The sequence below is a fragment of the Scytonema sp. HK-05 genome, assembly GCF_963872035.1.
Lineage (GTDB): Bacteria > Cyanobacteriota > Cyanobacteriia > Cyanobacteriales > Nostocaceae > Kalymmatonema.
Genome location: NZ_CAWMYC010000149.1, coordinates 1 through 15,440 on the forward strand (window position 1 = coordinate 1; position 15,440 = coordinate 15,440).

At 40.8% G+C, this 15,440-nt stretch carries 12 protein-coding genes; 4 read left to right on the plus strand and 8 right to left on the minus strand.

The genetic code is table 11. The annotated features are described in order from the left end of the window. Positions 1-153: 153 nt before the first annotated feature. Together AACT52_RS34430 and AACT52_RS34435 are read right to left on the minus strand one after the other, a co-directional pair. Positions 154-1,254 carry a hypothetical protein gene (locus AACT52_RS34430; protein ID WP_233154139.1) on the minus strand — a complete coding sequence of 367 codons (1,101 nt, stop codon included), beginning with the start codon at positions 1,252-1,254 and terminating at the stop codon, positions 154-156. A 486-nt stretch (positions 1,255-1,740) separates the two neighbouring features. Beyond that, complete coding sequence (locus tag AACT52_RS34435; protein WP_073634936.1) at positions 1,741-2,835, minus strand: hypothetical protein; 1,095 nt, start codon at positions 2,833-2,835, stop codon at positions 1,741-1,743. A gap of 746 nt (positions 2,836-3,581) precedes the next feature. On the opposite strand from AACT52_RS34435, the gene AACT52_RS34440 reads away from it, so the two are divergent. The 3 genes from AACT52_RS34440 to AACT52_RS34450 all read left to right on the plus strand — a co-directional run bounded on the left by AACT52_RS34440 (position 3,582) and on the right by AACT52_RS34450 (position 6,833). Continuing rightward, positions 3,582-5,279, plus strand: coding sequence for an ABC1 kinase family protein (locus tag AACT52_RS34440; RefSeq protein ID WP_073634937.1), 1,698 nt, complete (start codon positions 3,582-3,584; stop codon positions 5,277-5,279). Positions 5,280-5,367: 88 nt separating this feature from the next. Then, positions 5,368-5,736, plus strand: coding sequence for a hypothetical protein (locus AACT52_RS34445; protein WP_073634938.1), 369 nt, complete (start codon positions 5,368-5,370; stop codon positions 5,734-5,736). 212 nt (positions 5,737-5,948) lie between these two features. Then, on the plus strand, positions 5,949-6,833 hold the full coding sequence (locus tag AACT52_RS34450) for a hypothetical protein (protein WP_073634939.1): 885 nt from the start codon (positions 5,949-5,951) through the stop codon (positions 6,831-6,833). A 35-nt stretch (positions 6,834-6,868) separates the two neighbouring features. Here AACT52_RS34450 and AACT52_RS34455 read toward each other — a convergent pair whose 3' ends face one another. After that, positions 6,869-7,642: a hypothetical protein gene (locus AACT52_RS34455; RefSeq protein ID WP_073634940.1), complete on the minus strand. Its 774-nt coding sequence runs from the start codon at positions 7,640-7,642 to the stop codon at positions 6,869-6,871. 304 nt (positions 7,643-7,946) lie between these two features. On the opposite strand from AACT52_RS34455, the gene AACT52_RS34460 reads away from it, so the two are divergent. Then, positions 7,947-8,363: an NUDIX hydrolase gene (locus tag AACT52_RS34460; protein WP_073634941.1), complete on the plus strand. Its 417-nt coding sequence runs from the start codon at positions 7,947-7,949 to the stop codon at positions 8,361-8,363. Positions 8,364-8,751: 388 nt separating this feature from the next. Here the strand turns inward: AACT52_RS34460 and AACT52_RS34465 are convergent, their stop codons facing one another. From AACT52_RS34465 to AACT52_RS34485, 5 genes are all read right to left on the minus strand, one after another. Further along, the gene (locus AACT52_RS34465) at positions 8,752-9,684 is read right to left on the minus strand and encodes an Npun_R2821/Npun_R2822 family protein (RefSeq protein WP_073634942.1); all 933 of its coding nucleotides are present in this window, start codon (positions 9,682-9,684) and stop codon (positions 8,752-8,754) included. 10 nt (positions 9,685-9,694) lie between these two features. Next, entirely contained in the window at positions 9,695-10,690 is a 996-nt protein-coding gene (locus AACT52_RS34470) for an Npun_R2821/Npun_R2822 family protein (RefSeq protein WP_073634943.1), read from the minus strand. Positions 10,691-10,837: 147 nt separating this feature from the next. Beyond that, positions 10,838-11,797, minus strand: coding sequence for a glycosyltransferase family 10 domain-containing protein (locus tag AACT52_RS34475; RefSeq protein WP_073634944.1), 960 nt, complete (start codon positions 11,795-11,797; stop codon positions 10,838-10,840). Between the two features lie 75 nt (positions 11,798-11,872). Then, the gene (locus tag AACT52_RS34480) at positions 11,873-13,081 is read right to left on the minus strand and encodes a glycosyltransferase family 4 protein (protein WP_073634945.1); all 1,209 of its coding nucleotides are present in this window, start codon (positions 13,079-13,081) and stop codon (positions 11,873-11,875) included. Beyond that, positions 13,078-15,330 carry an ABC transporter ATP-binding protein gene (locus AACT52_RS34485; protein WP_073634946.1) on the minus strand — a complete coding sequence of 751 codons (2,253 nt, stop codon included), beginning with the start codon at positions 15,328-15,330 and terminating at the stop codon, positions 13,078-13,080. The genes AACT52_RS34480 and AACT52_RS34485 overlap by 4 nt, the downstream gene beginning before the upstream one ends. Positions 15,331-15,440 lie beyond the last annotated feature (110 nt).

A 15,440-nucleotide genomic window follows, 5' to 3' on the forward strand; every position in this document is an offset into this window, starting at 1 on the left:
CCATAGTTATCGATTCAGATAGAAATGTTTGATTTGTTTAGCTTAAATGTTGCACTTGATTGGTTAACTCAAATGATCATCCGGATGCGTGTTAGTTGTAGCATTTTTAGGGTGGGCATGACCCACTCCTGATTGATTTGTCTTTCTCGCTAATTAGTTTCCAATAGGCGGAGCAAGAGCGACACGGGGAGTTCCACCACCACCGACGCTTTTTGGTCCGTTGTTATCAACAATGGAAAATGCTTGAAACAGCTTCATAAAATCTTCATAAAACGGACCACTTGAACCCTCAAAATCGTAGCCGAAGGAGTTGCGAAACTCTTCTGTCACTCCTTTCTCGACTGCAAAGTAGTGAGCATCCCAGCCTGCGTCGTCAACGACGTAAGCACCATAATCTTGCAAGGCATGAAACAACTTTTTCGCAGCAGGTGTTTGTAAGTTGAGGCTTTCTTCGGTTAGGTACGGGGGAATTGCCAATAGTGTCCCCTGTACAAGAGATGGGTTTTGACCGTGGTATTGGTTGGCAGCATTTCCATCTGCCCGGTCTGCGGGCCAGCGATACCCAGGATTAGGACTAGAGTGAGAATAGTGGAGGTATTTTTCCCCCCAAATCACAACTTTTAAGGCGTGACGAATTGGTTGGTCGCTGGTGAGTTCACCTTTGCGAATAGAACCACCAATCGAAGAAAGACCAGAACCAAAATGTGCTCCGCCTATCCCATCGCCGTAAATATCAACATTTGGATAACGCCAACCATAGATTGAACCTGCATGTTGACAGCGAGCAAGAGGTTCAAGCTGTATTAGGGTTTTCCCATCAGGCATCAGAAAGGCTGATGGGTTGTTAGGGGTGTGATATGGATAGTTCGTAGCGTCTGGAATGATCATGTCGTCTGGAACTGGCAGCCAGATGTCCATAGGTTTCGTGCCTGTACAGCGTCCTTCACCCCAAGCACCAGGACCATAAACTGGACGCCACGGATCTCCATCCTTAAGTTTAAAGAAGTATTCGTTATCTGCCCCAGCATAGTGTGCTTTTCCAATGTTTGCGCTTATGTAAAGCGCATCCGAGCCAATTGGCATATTCCAAGGCGATGTCGATGCAAATGGCCAAAGAAATTTGTCGCGTGGAGAGGTTTCGCTTAGGCTAGGGGTTGCAAAACAACCAATAAGTAGAGCGGCAATGACACCAGCTACAAATGCAACTGTATAAGACAGGCGCTTACGGCTTGTCAAAGGTTGAATAATGCTCATGAAAAAGCCACTCCTCAACTATTTACCGTGGTAGTGCTTATTTTTGGCATGGCTCATTATAGATAATGTGCCTGCCAATCAATCCGTAACATCGTACACAAGCTAGTGCGAATTTGTAAATATTTGTAGTTGAGTGGGTTATGAACTTTCACTACAGCACCAGGGATGAAAATGCTTATTTTTTCTGCCTTCTGGCTTATTTTCAGAGTCGTTTAGTAAAGAGAAATTTATAGAATTATAAAGTTTTGACCTGGTTAAACTAGCTAAATCTTTGGAAGTCTTTAGGTAAAACATTATACTATAAACAATTCTGTTTTAGATCGTTTTCAAAATCTTGATAGTACTCAAGGTCGTTATATTTTCGGTGGACTCAAAGACAAATTTGATTTTTCAGGAAAATGATTGGATAACAATCCAGATTTGTGTTGGTTGTAGCATTTTTAGGGTGGCCATGACCCACCCCTTATGGATTTGTCCACTCGCTGATTAGTTCCCAATAGGCGGAGCAAGAGCGACACGGAGAGTTCCACCACCACCAATGCTCTTTGGTCTATTATTATCAACAATGGAAAGTGCTTGAAATAGCTTCATAAAGTCTTCATAAAACGGACCACTTGAGCCCTCAAAATCGTAGCCGAAGGTGTTGCGAAACTCTTGTGTCGCTCCTTTTTCGACTGCAAAGTAGTGAGCATCCCAGCCTGCGTCATCAACAACATAAGCACCATAATCTTGCAAGGCACGAAACAATTTTTTCGCAGCAGGTGTTTGCAAGTTGAGATTTTTTTCGGTAACGTTCGGAGGAATTGCGAGTAGTGTCCCCTGTACTAAAGAGGGGTTTTTACCGTGGTATTGCTTGGCGGCATTTCCATCTGCCCGGTCTGCGGGCCAGCGGTATCCAGGATTAGACGCAGAGTAGTAGAGGTATTTTTTCCCCCAAATGACAACTTTTAAGGCGTGACGAATTGGTTGGTTGCTGGTCAGTTCACCTTTGCGAATAGAACCACCAATCGAAGAAAGACCAGAACCAAAATGTGCTCCGCCTATGCCATCGCCGTAAATATCAACATCTGGAAAACGCCAACCGTAGATAGAACCTCCTTTTTGACAGCGTGCGAGAGGTTCAAGCTGCACTAGGGTTCTTCCATTAGGCATCAGAAAAGCTGATGCGTTGTTAGGGGTGCTATATGGCTTGCTCGTGGCGTCTGGAACGATGAGGTCGTCTGGAATTGGTAGCTTGGTATCCAAATATTTCTTACCTGTACAGCGTCCTTCACCCCAAGTACCAGGAGCATAAACTGGACGCAACGGGTCTCCATCTTTGAGTTTGAAGAAATATTCCCTATCTGCCCCAGCGTAGCCCGCTTTTCCAATGTTTGCGGGAATGTAACGTGCCTTCGAGCCAATTGGCATATTCCAAGGTGATGTGGATGCAAATGGCCAAAGAAATTTGTCGCGTGTAGGGGTTTGGCTAGGACTAGGGGTTGCAAACAAGCTAATAAGTAGAGTGGCAATGACACTAATGACAAATGCAACTCCGTAAAGCTGCCGCTTACGGCTTGTCAGATGTTGAATAATGCTCATGAAAAAGCCATTCCTCAATGATTTACTGCAATAGTGCTAGCTCTTGGCATGGCTCATCAAATAATATGTCTGTCAATTAGTCCGTAACATCGTACACAACGTAATGCAAATTTTTCAAATTTATATTCCTATAAAGAAAAATTTACACAAAAAAGAAAACTTTTAGTTTGAGGTGGTTTACAACAAAGAGTGCAACTACACAAACCAATTCCACCTCCACAAGTTTCATGGATGTGTACTTATTTTCTCTATTTGCAACGGACACATTGCCTGTTTAAAAGATGAATAGAGATGCCAAGATTTTAGTGATTGGGTACTTTTGCTTTATTTTTTCTGTTGTTACGTACCCTTGGGGCAACCTCACTCCAGGTAAAGATTATCTGAGTGTAAAAGTATACTACCTTTCAACGTTATTATTGTTCTAACAGAGACGGTAATTTCTGTCAATAGAATTCAAGTTAGGTTTTCTATAGCTTTTGATAGTCAGAATTTAAGATAAAAAGCGCACATTTATATGATTATCTTACTGAAATAAACATTTTTTTCTATCTATAAGGTAAGATAAGTATTTATACTTTTATGTACTAATATAAAATAAAAGATAAAAAGTAACGTTAAGTAAAGATTAGCCGAATGACAAGGGACAACACAGGAAATGCCTACAAAGCAATTGTTTAGCTTGAAGGATGCCCTTGTTCGGCTCAAAAAAAGCAAAACCTTTTTCAATATAAGAGGAAGATAAGGGAGTGAATGAAAAGACCCTTACACAACAAGAGAATCGACGCTACGACCCCAAGGCGATCGCCCGTTACTACGGCTACCGTCCCTGGCTCGCTTGGGCGCGGGCAATCAAGATAGTTTGGTTTTTTGCGGTATTTATTCTTAGTCTCAAGTGGGATGAATGGCGAAATCAAGAGGAGCAAAACAAGTTAAAACGAGCTATCCAATTGCGGCAGTTGCTAACCCGCCTCGGTCCGACCTTCATTAAAGTTGGTCAAGCCCTGTCAACGCGACCAGACCTGATCCGCAAAGATTACCTAGACGAACTGGTGAAGCTGCAAGACCAGTTACCACCTTTTGATAATGTACTCGCCTACAAAATTATCGAAACCGAACTAGAACGTTCAATTGACGAAATTTTTAGCGAGTTATCGCCATCTCCCGTGGCTGCGGCTAGCTTAGGTCAAGTTTATCGCGGTCGTTTGATCACCGGCGAAGAAGTGGCGGTGAAGGTACAACGCCCCAACTTACGCCCAACTCTCACACTTGACCTTTATCTCCTGCGGTGGGCGGCTGGTTGGTTAGGTCCTTGGTTGCCCTTAAACTTAGGTCATGACCTGACAATGATTGTGGACGAGTTTGGCACCAAGTTATTTGAGGAAATAGATTACATCAACGAAGCCCGCAATGCGGAAAAATTTGCCAATGACTTCCGCGACGACCTTCAGGTTAAAGTACCAGGTATATATTGGCGTTACACCAATACCCACGTTTTAACCCTAGAGTGGATTAACGGCTTCAAACTTACCCAAACAAACAGTATCCGCGAAGCAGGTTTAGATCCAGAGAGAATCATCCAAATTGGCGTGACCGCAGGTTTGCAACAGCTTTTAGAACACGGTTTCTTCCATGCTGACCCCCATCCAGGCAATTTATTTGCTATGCCCGACGGTCGTATGGCTTACATAGACTTCGGCATGATGGATCAGTTGCATGAAATCACAAAAGAAACTTTGGTAGATGCACTCGTACACGTAGTCAATAAAGAATACGACGAATTAGCCAAAGATTTTGTCAAGCTAGGTTTTCTGACTCCAGATACGGATATTCGCCCGATTATACCAGCATTAGAAACAGTTCTGGATAATGCTATTGGCAAAAACGTAGGGGATTTTAACCTCAAAACCATCACCGATCATTTCTCGGAACTGATGTATGAATATCCTTTCCGAATCCCAGCACAGTTTGCTTTGATTATTCGTTCTGTGGTGACGCAGGAAGGAATTGCTCTTAGCCTCAATCCAAAATTCAAGCTTGTTGAAGTGGCGTATCCTTATGTGGCAAGGCGCTTGCTAACAGGAGAATCTCCAGAACTGCGACGACGGTTGCTCAATGTGCTGTTCAAAGATGGGAAATTCCAGTGGCATCGGTTAGAGAATTTGATTGCGATCGCCCGTACTGATAGTAACTTTGACGTATTACCCACGGCTCAATTGGGATTGCAATATCTACTGTCTGATGAAGGCAAGTTTCTCCAGAAACAGTTGGTGCTTGCGCTGACTGAAGACGATCGCCTTCATACAGAAGAAGTCCAACGCTTGTGGAATCTGGTTAAAGATGACTTAAAACCGACTCGCTTGTTAAACGTAGCGATTGGAGTTTTAACAGGGTTCTCCAGAGAGGGAGTCGCTGCTATTTTACCGAAAACCTTGAAAAATTTATGAATTATCAGTCATGAATTATGAAAAAATTTCTTTATCATTCATAATTCAGAATTCATAATTCTTTACCCAATACCTATCAGGAGTTTTCATGTACTATTACCCTGAACAACCGCCTTATGTTCTGTTAGTTGTTGGATTGTTTGCAGCATTAGCCTCGGGTGCAGCGTTAGCCGGAACACTTAAATCAATTGTGCAGAAATGGCAAAACGATGGTGCACAAAGTTCTGGCTCTCGTATAGCAAGTAGAAATTTATCTGTGCCATTTTTAGGAATTACTGCTGGTGTTGGTCTATTTCTCTGTTCAGGTTTTGAAATATTTGGCTTTCCGCCCTTACTTGCCTATGCAGTTGGTGTACCAGTCGCTCTTCTCACTTGCTTGCTCGTTTGGTTACAGTTGGGAAGTATGCTGGCTTTCGTAGAACGCCAAGGAATACAAGCTCTAGATTTAGATTCTTAGTAGAATGACTATCTACATATAGGGTGGGCGCTGCTAACCAGTTGATTTCTGGGTGGACAGTGCCTACCCTGTTTATATTTAAAAATATTTTTATATCATGATTATTTTATTACTAAAAATGAAAAATACCTAATTAGATAGGTGTTTTCTATATAAATAAAGAATATAGTTAGATAATTTTTTCAAAATTTTACTTTTTTTAAATAAAAATTATGACTCAAGCAGAACCAAAATTTTGCTTTTGTACCTTAGCATTAGGTACAAAATATCGTGGTCTTGCATTGTTATTAGCAAAAGATATAGAGAAATACTCACCTCATACTTCTTTTGTCGTTTTAACTGATCATCCCCATGACTTTAGCGAGCAATCTAATGTTCTTGCCTTCAAACATAGACAACAAGGTGTTAAATGTTATCACGATAAAAGATTTGTCATAGAAAAATCTTTGTCTATGTTTAATTCCTGCATATTTCTAGATGCAGATATGAGAATTTTAGCACCAGTTGTTCCACAAGAAATGAAATGGCTTCAATTACCAGGAATAACGGCAAGAGGGTGTGACAGTATGCCCAAAAAGTATGCCACAGTTCTTGCTGGAACTGCTAATGCCAAACTTGGTAAAGAATTTCAAGTGACTCAGAAAGCTGCAAACAAGTTAAATTTACAACTAGAAAGTGAAGAAGTTAAATTTGTTTACGAGTATTTATTTGCCGTTACAAAGGATTCTGGAAGGGAGATAGAGTTTCTTAGGGAATGGGAAAAAATTGCACCATATTACGAATTCAATGGAGTTTATGATGGAGAAGGAAATGCAATAGGTTTGGCTGCTGCTAAGGCAGGTTTGCCAGTAAGATGGAGTGCGATGGAGGGCATTACCTTTTTTAAGGATAGAACCGAATTAACGAAAATTCAAAAGGGACAGTCGAAGATGGAACAAATGTCGATCTATTTTGAGCAGCAGCAAATGCTGGAACACCCAAATCGCTCTTTTTTTAAACGAATTGTAGAGAAAATCGTTAAAAGTATGAAATTTTCTTATAACATTTTGAATTTAAGAATTCAAACATTAAAGAATTTTGATTTCTACTACCGATAGCTAGTCATAAAGAAAGATGGTGATTAATTTTGTATCTATTTATAGAAAAAGTCGTAATCCTTCAATGCCGCTAGCCTAGCTAAATTGAGTCGGTAGTGATAACCAAGCCTCATTTTCCATTTATCCCAATATGTTTCCTGCGTGTAGGCCATAGAAGCCCCTATATGGTTAACAGCTTGTTTGATGACTTGCCAACCTTCTTGTTTAACAGTCCATCCTACCTGAGCAGCAGCTAATCCCATAGCATTGCCTTCACCAGAGTGAACACCTTTCAATTCCAAATACCTGCCAATCATCCCCCATTGCTCAAAAAATTTGCTTTCTCTTCCCTCATCTCGAGCAATAACAAATAAAGATTCTCCGATATATTTAGTATTTTCTAAAGGGAAATTTAACTTTGATGCTACCTTCTTTAAAGGTTCTAATCTCTCAGGGCTATATTTGCTGATATGTTCAATTAAATTCTCCCAATGACCTGCCGTGATTCCAGGTTGCCAGTCTACATTATCCGAAACTCTAGATAATATTCTAGTATCTGCATCAATATAAATAGCTGCATGAAAAATTGATAAAGCTTTGGCTAGAACAAAACGTTTATCATGATAACAAAGAAGAATGCCTTGTTGTTGATGTTTATACGCTAAAGTATTACCGTAACTTTTAAAATCTTCGGGTTCGTCTGTGTAAATTACGATGGAAGTGCCTGGTGAATTTTCTTCTAAATCCTTAGCTAACTGTTGAGCAAGCAGGCGATACTTTTTGCCCAAGGCTAATGTACAGAAGCAAAAATCTTTTTGCTCTTGACTCATAAGATAGCGCCTCTATTATTCTTGTTGGCGTTAGGTTCTATAAAATGTAGCTAAAAGAATTGGGTAAAAAAAACTACCCTCTGGTAGATATTTGCTGAGTGAAGTTGGTAGTTTTAGCAGTTATCTTAAGCATATATGAAAAATTAGTTGAGTGACATCAGGTAAGTATAAAATATTCAGGCTTGTATTTCTGTTTACAAAAAAACTTAACATTAAATTCTTCTTTTGATAGAAAGTCAAGGACATTCACAAAAAGGTACTTTCTCAATAAAAATAATATTGATATCAAAGGAATCAGAATTACATGAGCCAGAAAGATAGCAAAATACTTAAGCAATCAGGGGTAATTCCATATCGAGTCAGAAACGGAAAAATCGAAGTTTTGCTGATTACAACCCGTAACCGTCAAGACTGGGTCGTGCCGAAAGGGGGTATCTCCAATGGAATGAGTCCACCCGAATCCGCAGCAAAAGAGGCGTGGGAAGAAGCCGGAGTTATCGGTCAGGTGGAAACTCAGGAAATTGGCATCTATAAGTATCGTAAACGGGGCAATATTTACCAAGTTAGAATGTTTTTGTTGCCAGTCGAAAATGTTTTGGAAGATTATCCAGAAGCAAATCAAAGAAAACGCCAGTGGCTAGATGTCCCTCAAGCAATCAGGTGCGTTAGGAAAAGCTCACTTAAAAGAATGCTTAAGACTTTGAAAAACCAAGCTATGTAGGGATTTTAGCAATCTATCATAAGATTTTTGCATTCTTTCCGTATTTAGAATTTAGAACCACAGATGGACACAGATGGACACAGATGAATAACTAGTGTTAATTTGTGGTTTCATTTTCATAGAATTGGCTTTTGCACTCTTGTTTAATCTCCTGGACTTTAAACTAAGCAGGCGTAAATAATGCGACACATGGAGTAGGGGCACGGCAGTGCCGTGCCCCTACCAAGGTATTCATTTGTAGCAATCATTTTTAGAATTGGTATTAGTAGGGTGCGTTATGGACATTAGTCCTAACGCACCGAAAATCTGGAATGGTGTGTTGCGCTACGCGACAACACACCCTACAAAACTTGATAACAGTTTTGGTCTTATCACCAAGCGTATTGAGCTATAACTTAGCTTTGATTTGCCTTAATTGATTCTTCAGATTATCCAATGTTTGCTGCCACTGACTTTTCTTAGCTTTTGGTGGGAAAACTGCAGGTGGCAATGCAGGATTAAGATTGCGGTAATATTCCCAAATTTCCCAGTAGGGACAACCAGGTTCAATCCGAATACCAGCCCAGTGGAGATATTGTAGGGGTTGATTAACTGAAGGGTCAATCAGTATATTTCCCTGAGTCTGAAAATGAGGGCTTCCTCCCCAATTTCCTGGTGCTTTACCCTCTCTGCGGACAATGTTGAAGCGGCGCGCAATCCGCTTGAGGAGCATATAATTAATAATCGGTTGGTCGGAAGTTTTCTGGGAAAAATCAAAGTATTGTGGATGGGCGGCGCACTCAGCAAAGGTTTCATACAAATCCTGTTCTGAGATGATGTTTTTCTTTGAACCCCAAAAACCACCGTTGAAAATATCTTTAACTTCAGTTTCAGTAAATACTTTTTCTTCTAAAACTTGCTGTGTGAAGACATTCTTAATGCCTCCTACATGTTGATAATCACAACAAATAAAATCGTATTTAGCCAGATAGTTAAGATTGTCAATAATTTTTTCAAAGACAACTATATCTGTATCTATGTACAAAAACTCATCAAACGGTCCAAACCAACAAGCTTGCTTGCGAAATTGATTGGGACGGGCAAAAAACTTACTTCCAAAAACATCATGTAATTTTTTTGATAATCTATCGATGAAATCTAAATCTTCGTATATTTTTACTCCATAATGCTGGTTAAGTGTATCTGCAATGCCGTGATAATTGTCATCGTAAGGAATCATGACAATTGGTGTTTCTTTATCATGCAACCGGATACTATTGAGTAGTGCGATCGCATGGTCAGTCACCTTATCGTTAGCAATAATATAAATTCCCCTAGTCATTGAATAATCCTCAACCTGCTAATCCTATCTTTCGTAAAATACGCGTAGCTAAACTTGGAGGTGCATTGTAAGCTTTTGGCTTACTCTTGAACTTTGGTTGCTTGTCTGGTTCGTGCAGATAGCGATAGTGCAAGAAAATTTGCCGGTAAGGAAAATCAATATTTTCCCCAGCACAAACGCGGCTAAACAACTTAGACGACAAACCAATATAGTGAATATAAGTTAACCTATTGCCTTTGTCATACAAGATATTGTCTCTTGCTTGAAAATGAGGAGAGGTAACGCAACAGCCAGTTCTTTCATTTTCAGGAAGATAATGAGCAAAATTATAGCTAGAAATGCCTGACCGCATGACCATGTAGTTAAGAATGGTTTGGTCGGGAGCCATATCATAGAGAACTTCTGCTTCTCCTTGCCGCAATTTCTCCAGCAGCCATGAACGCTTTTGAGCATCAAATATGTCTTTTTTGCAAGCATAAAAGCCCGAACAAAATATTTCTGTTTGCAGTCTTTCTGGTGTAAATAATTCTTTTAATTTAGTCGATGAGGTATTATAGACATGAGATAAATCTTTAAACTGGAAGTCATACACCACCCAGTCATATTGATTGACTTGAGCAAAAATTGGCTCTAAGGAACTCATTAATAAAGTATCAGCATCCATGTATACAAAGCGGTCAAAAGGAGCATCAAAGGCACAGTAACGCCTATGGGTGCCGACTCGATGATATTTGTCACTACCAATTTGCCGCCAATGTTCCTGCGCCGTAGGATGAGTATCCCAAATATTGCGGACAAACTCATCCCATTGCTGAATTGAATCTTGATGATCGTAAAGTTGTACATTAGGGCGGCGAGCAATTTCCGCAGCAATTTGGGCTGTGTTGTCGTCGTAGGGATAGACGCAAACGGGCATTTCTTGGCCATAAATTGCCTCGATGCTATTGAGTAGGGCAACGAGTTGGTCGTAAACTCGGTCATTAGCGAGGGTACAAATACCATCCATATCTTTCTGGACTAGGGGACAAAGGGAGATTGCCAAATAACTACTCTTATCCCACCCAAAGAATACCAAATTAAATAAACCGCTCCTGAGCCAAGGACGCCAAGAAAAAGATAGGTAATCTTGTAGCGGGAAGGAAGTAAGAATAAGTTACGAGAATTTGGCAACAAATTCTGAAAGCCAGTTGAGCAGATTTAGTTTGTGGAGGATAATTTGTCTGGCTTCGCTTATCGCTTCTTTTGCTGCATACCAAGCATCAGGGGTAGCAGTCACCTCTTGTATGTAGGCAATGCCTTTTTCATCCAAGCTGGGTAACCGCAGAAAACTTCCTGGTGGCAATAGTTTATCAGCAGCTGGTCCACCATAGTAAATTGGCAGACACCATGCAAGAATTGCATCCCAAAGTTTTTCACTGACATACCAATCATTGTCAGCATAGTTTTCAATTGCCAGATTGTAATAATAGGGTGCCATGCCGTACCATTTGTTGCCCAACTCTCGTGGTGTTGTCGCCCATGCAGGTAAGCCGCGCCCGTACAAATCAAACTTAATTCCACTGGCTTGTAAGGATTGCAAAAACTGTAATCGTTGGCGATGGTTAGCTGTGCGGCTGATTCCGGAGGTAATCCAACTGCAAGATGCAACCTTTTCTGGAGGTGGCATTTCATTTAATTCCCGAAATGAGTTGCTGTGATACCAAATTGCAGGCATATAATCAGGCGTGGGAGCAAAATCATCGGGTCCGGAAACGTAGCCACAATATTTCTGCGCTTGCTGATAATTCTGTTTGTTTCTTTCAACAACTTCATCTAATGGTGGTTCTCGCAGCAGATAAATCCCTTGTTCTTTGCTGACGCCGCGTAGTAAAGAATCGATGTTTAATTGAGATTTTTGCTGTTGTTTGCGAAACGAATTTAACCAAGATTTTTTCTGTGTAGGTTGGGGAAAATCAAATTGATACATCAGCAAAAAATCTGGCTTGGGTGCAAGCGCCTGGATTTGTATATTGCCCCAAACACCAAATTGATGAGGCGTTTGTTGCCACAGCCAATCGCATCTTTTATCAAGATTTTGATAGCTGCTAATCATACCAACAGTTTGTATAGCCATTTTTTTAGTTTTTAGTGGTTAGTTGTAGAGACGCGTCATGGCGCGTCTGTACATTTGTTAGTTTTTACGAATTTCTCATGCAAGAATAGGTGGGCGAAAAGATTCATTAACGTAACTCAAAATTTTTGCTGCTCGATTTTCCCAAGAAAACTGCTTAACAAAATTGATACTATCTTGATATCCTTCAATTTTCCTAGGATGAGTTTCTAAAACCTGCGCCACTGCTTGAGCAAATTTGCTGGGATTATCTGGTTCGCACCAAGCAGCGATCGCCTTCGTATTTTTAAACTCCATTAACGAGGGAATTTCCGTCGCTACAATGGGATTCCCAGAGGTTAAGTAGTCAAATAGCTTCATGGGAGATGTGAAAGTTGCGGCATAGCCTGAACAATGGGGATGAGCCAAAATATCGGCTGCTTGCAGCAAAGATGGTAAATCCTTGTGCAAGATGTAGCCCAAAAATGTAATGTTGTTAACCTGCTTTTCTTGAGCTAATTGCTGATAATGTGCAACCTCTTTTGTATTACCGCCTGCACAGACAAATTGAATATTTGGCATTTGCCCAGCAACATCAATTAGGACATCAATGCCTTTAAAATTCTGTAGCGCTCCCGAATAAACTACCAAATGCAAGCGTCCTTGCAGCAGTTTTTTGCGCCATTCTGCCGCTTTTTCCGGCTGTCTCACCATGAACGAGTGATTGTAACCATTGTGCAGCTTAATTAGTTTTTCCGGTGGCATTCCGTGTTGGATCATGCTTTCTCGGACTGTATCGGCAACTGTTACAGCAACTTGAAACAGCGGATGATTGACAATTTCCGGTTCAAATTGCTTATCTTCGTGGTGGTGGTGTTCGTAAATGACTGGCACGCCATTTTTAATTGCTGCTTTCACGAAATTCCAGTTCCAAGCGTGGACAAGTTTAGTTCTAGAAAGGATATGGAACGGGAAATAATATTTTGTGGCAACGGTGTTAGAGTCAGTAAATTTACTTTTGATATGGTCAATAGGCCAAGGCATTGGTAGGGGAGCAACTTTTAGCTTGTCCTGAAAGTTGTAATATGTGACAAATTCTGCTGGCGGTTTTTTTGGTCGAAAAGGATAAGCTAAATTAACTGGGTTGAAACTTGCTAGTCCTTTGTAAGGATACGCCAAAACTGTTGATATACCCAAGTTTGCTGCTGCGTTTGCCGCATTAACAGACTGAACTACGTGAGCCTCTGGTTTGGGTAACTCGTCTATAATGAAAAAATTATAGTGTTTTTTTAAAGTTGCATTTTTCATGATTTTACTTTAACACTATCCTCAAAATACTCTAATTTATCGAGCAGAGCTATGGCAGATTGATAAGCTTCTGCAATTAATTTATTTTGTTTTTGGGGCGTGTCTATCAAATCATCGGCTAGGGAATTAAGAGAGCTTAGTACGGGATTAAGAGTTATCCGAAACTGATTGCAACTGACCTTCAAGATTTGATTTAGGGTACCTACGCTCTGATTTTGCTCTGCTACTCCCAAAGATTGGCAGTTGACTTGCAAGTTAACAACATCTTCAAAAACATCAATGGTGTTGAGAATTTTCAAGGCTGATTTGTAGGATTCTTCAATTAATTCCTGCCGCTCTTGAGGATTGTCTGCCATATCATCAATTAATAAGCGTAAAAAGCCAAGCATTGAGTTAAGCCGCGTGCGAAGTTCGTAAGAGATGCGGATTAAGCTTTGCTGGTGTTTGGTGCTAGCTTGCGGCTTATCGGCAAATTGCATTGAGTAGAGGCGCGAGTAGTAACCACCCTTTTCTAAAAGTTCTTTATGGGTTCCCACCTCTACCACACGTCCTTGATCTAATACCGCTATTTGATCAGCTTTTTGGACTGTGGAAAGGCGGTGAGCAATGACTAAGGTGGTGCGATCGCGACTGAGGTCATCAATTGCAGCTTGCACGAGGCGTTCGGAAACGGTATCTAAAGCGCTGGTTGCTTCATCGAGAATGAGAATTTCCGGATCTTGTAGCAAAGCACGCGCTATTGCTAGGCGTTGTCTTTGTCCCCCAGACAACATCACGCCGCGATCGCCAATCTGGGTGTCAAATCCCTGGGGCAATTTGATAATAAACTCATAAGCATTCGCCCGCGTGGCTGCAATCATGATTTCTTCGTCTGTCGCCTCCGGTCGTCCATAAGCAATGTTCTTCCGCACGGAGTCATTGAACAGGAAGGTATCTTGACTGACAACTCCCATTGCTTTTCGCACCGACTTCAGGTCGAACTCGCGCAAATCGATACCGTCGATGGTAATACAGCCAGATATGGGGTCATAAAATCTGGGTAAAAGGTCTGCCATCGTTGATTTACCCGCACCAGAACTACCTACCAAAGCCAGAGTTGTGCCCTTAGGTAAGTATAAATTTACATCCTTAAGTACCAGCTTGTCATGACCGGGGTAGGAAAAGGATATGTGGCTGAAATCGATTCCCTTCTCTAATTTTGTGTAGGCAATGTTACCAGTACTCATTAACGGCTTATTCTCCCAGCTTAAAAAGTCAATCACCATCTCCACACTGGAAGCAGTACTGGCAAAGCTACTGCGAATGGTATTTAACTGAGAAATAAGCGGTAACAGTCGCAGCAGCACCAATAAATATGTGAGTAGTAATGCTGAAAGAGAGCTAATCTGGTCTGCAAAGAAGGCGCGACTCAGAAAGACAATCAGTAGTAAGGCTGTAATGCCCATGACCTCGCTGACTGGTGCGATCGCCTCAGAATTCACCTGAGATTCAAATTCTGCTTTTTCGCGATCGCGAATTAATTTCTTAATGCGTTGATATTCTCTTTCTTCATTACCCGTTGCCTTTACCAAACGAATTCCGTTCAAGGTTTCTAAAACAGCGATTGAATATGCTTTAGACATATCGCTTAGTTCCTTGCCGAACTTTTTAGAACGGGCAATGGCAAACTGATTAATTAACGTCACCAAAGATAGCAAAATCGTAGCAGCAATCGTCAACTCCCAGGAAATTGATAGCAGCAACCCGACGAAAACTAAAATTGTAATTCCCAGGACAATTAATTTTACCGTATTACCTATAGCACTTGTAGCACGACCTAGTTCTCCACCAAGGCGATTGATTAAATCACCTACTTTCATCTTGGTGTAATAATCTATATCAACTTCTAGTAATAACAGCAAGCCTGCTTCCCGCATATCAGAAGTCAGCCTGCGCGTTAAACTACTAGATGACAAAGTACTGGCGTAACTTGCTAAATTTTTTAAAGCAATTGCGCATATAATTGCTCCTCCCATCACCCAGAGGCGGTAATTTTCTGGAACATTATCAAAGGGTAACAACATTTTTTTGATAATGCCAGGAGCACTGCTTAAATCCACTTGTTGTCCCACAATTCTTAAAATCACTGGCACAATCAGAGCAGTGCTTAAACCATTAAATAAAGCTCCAGAAAATCCCAACATTATCGTTATGAGAATCAGACCTGGATATGGTTTAGCAAATCTTAGTAGTAGCTTGCTGCTAGACATTAGAAATTTATATTACAATTTACTTAGTGTTAACATTCTTCATCAATTTATTTTTGAATTTGCCAATTCTCCGAGAAATTAAACTTAATAATCTTCATATCTCTGTTTTG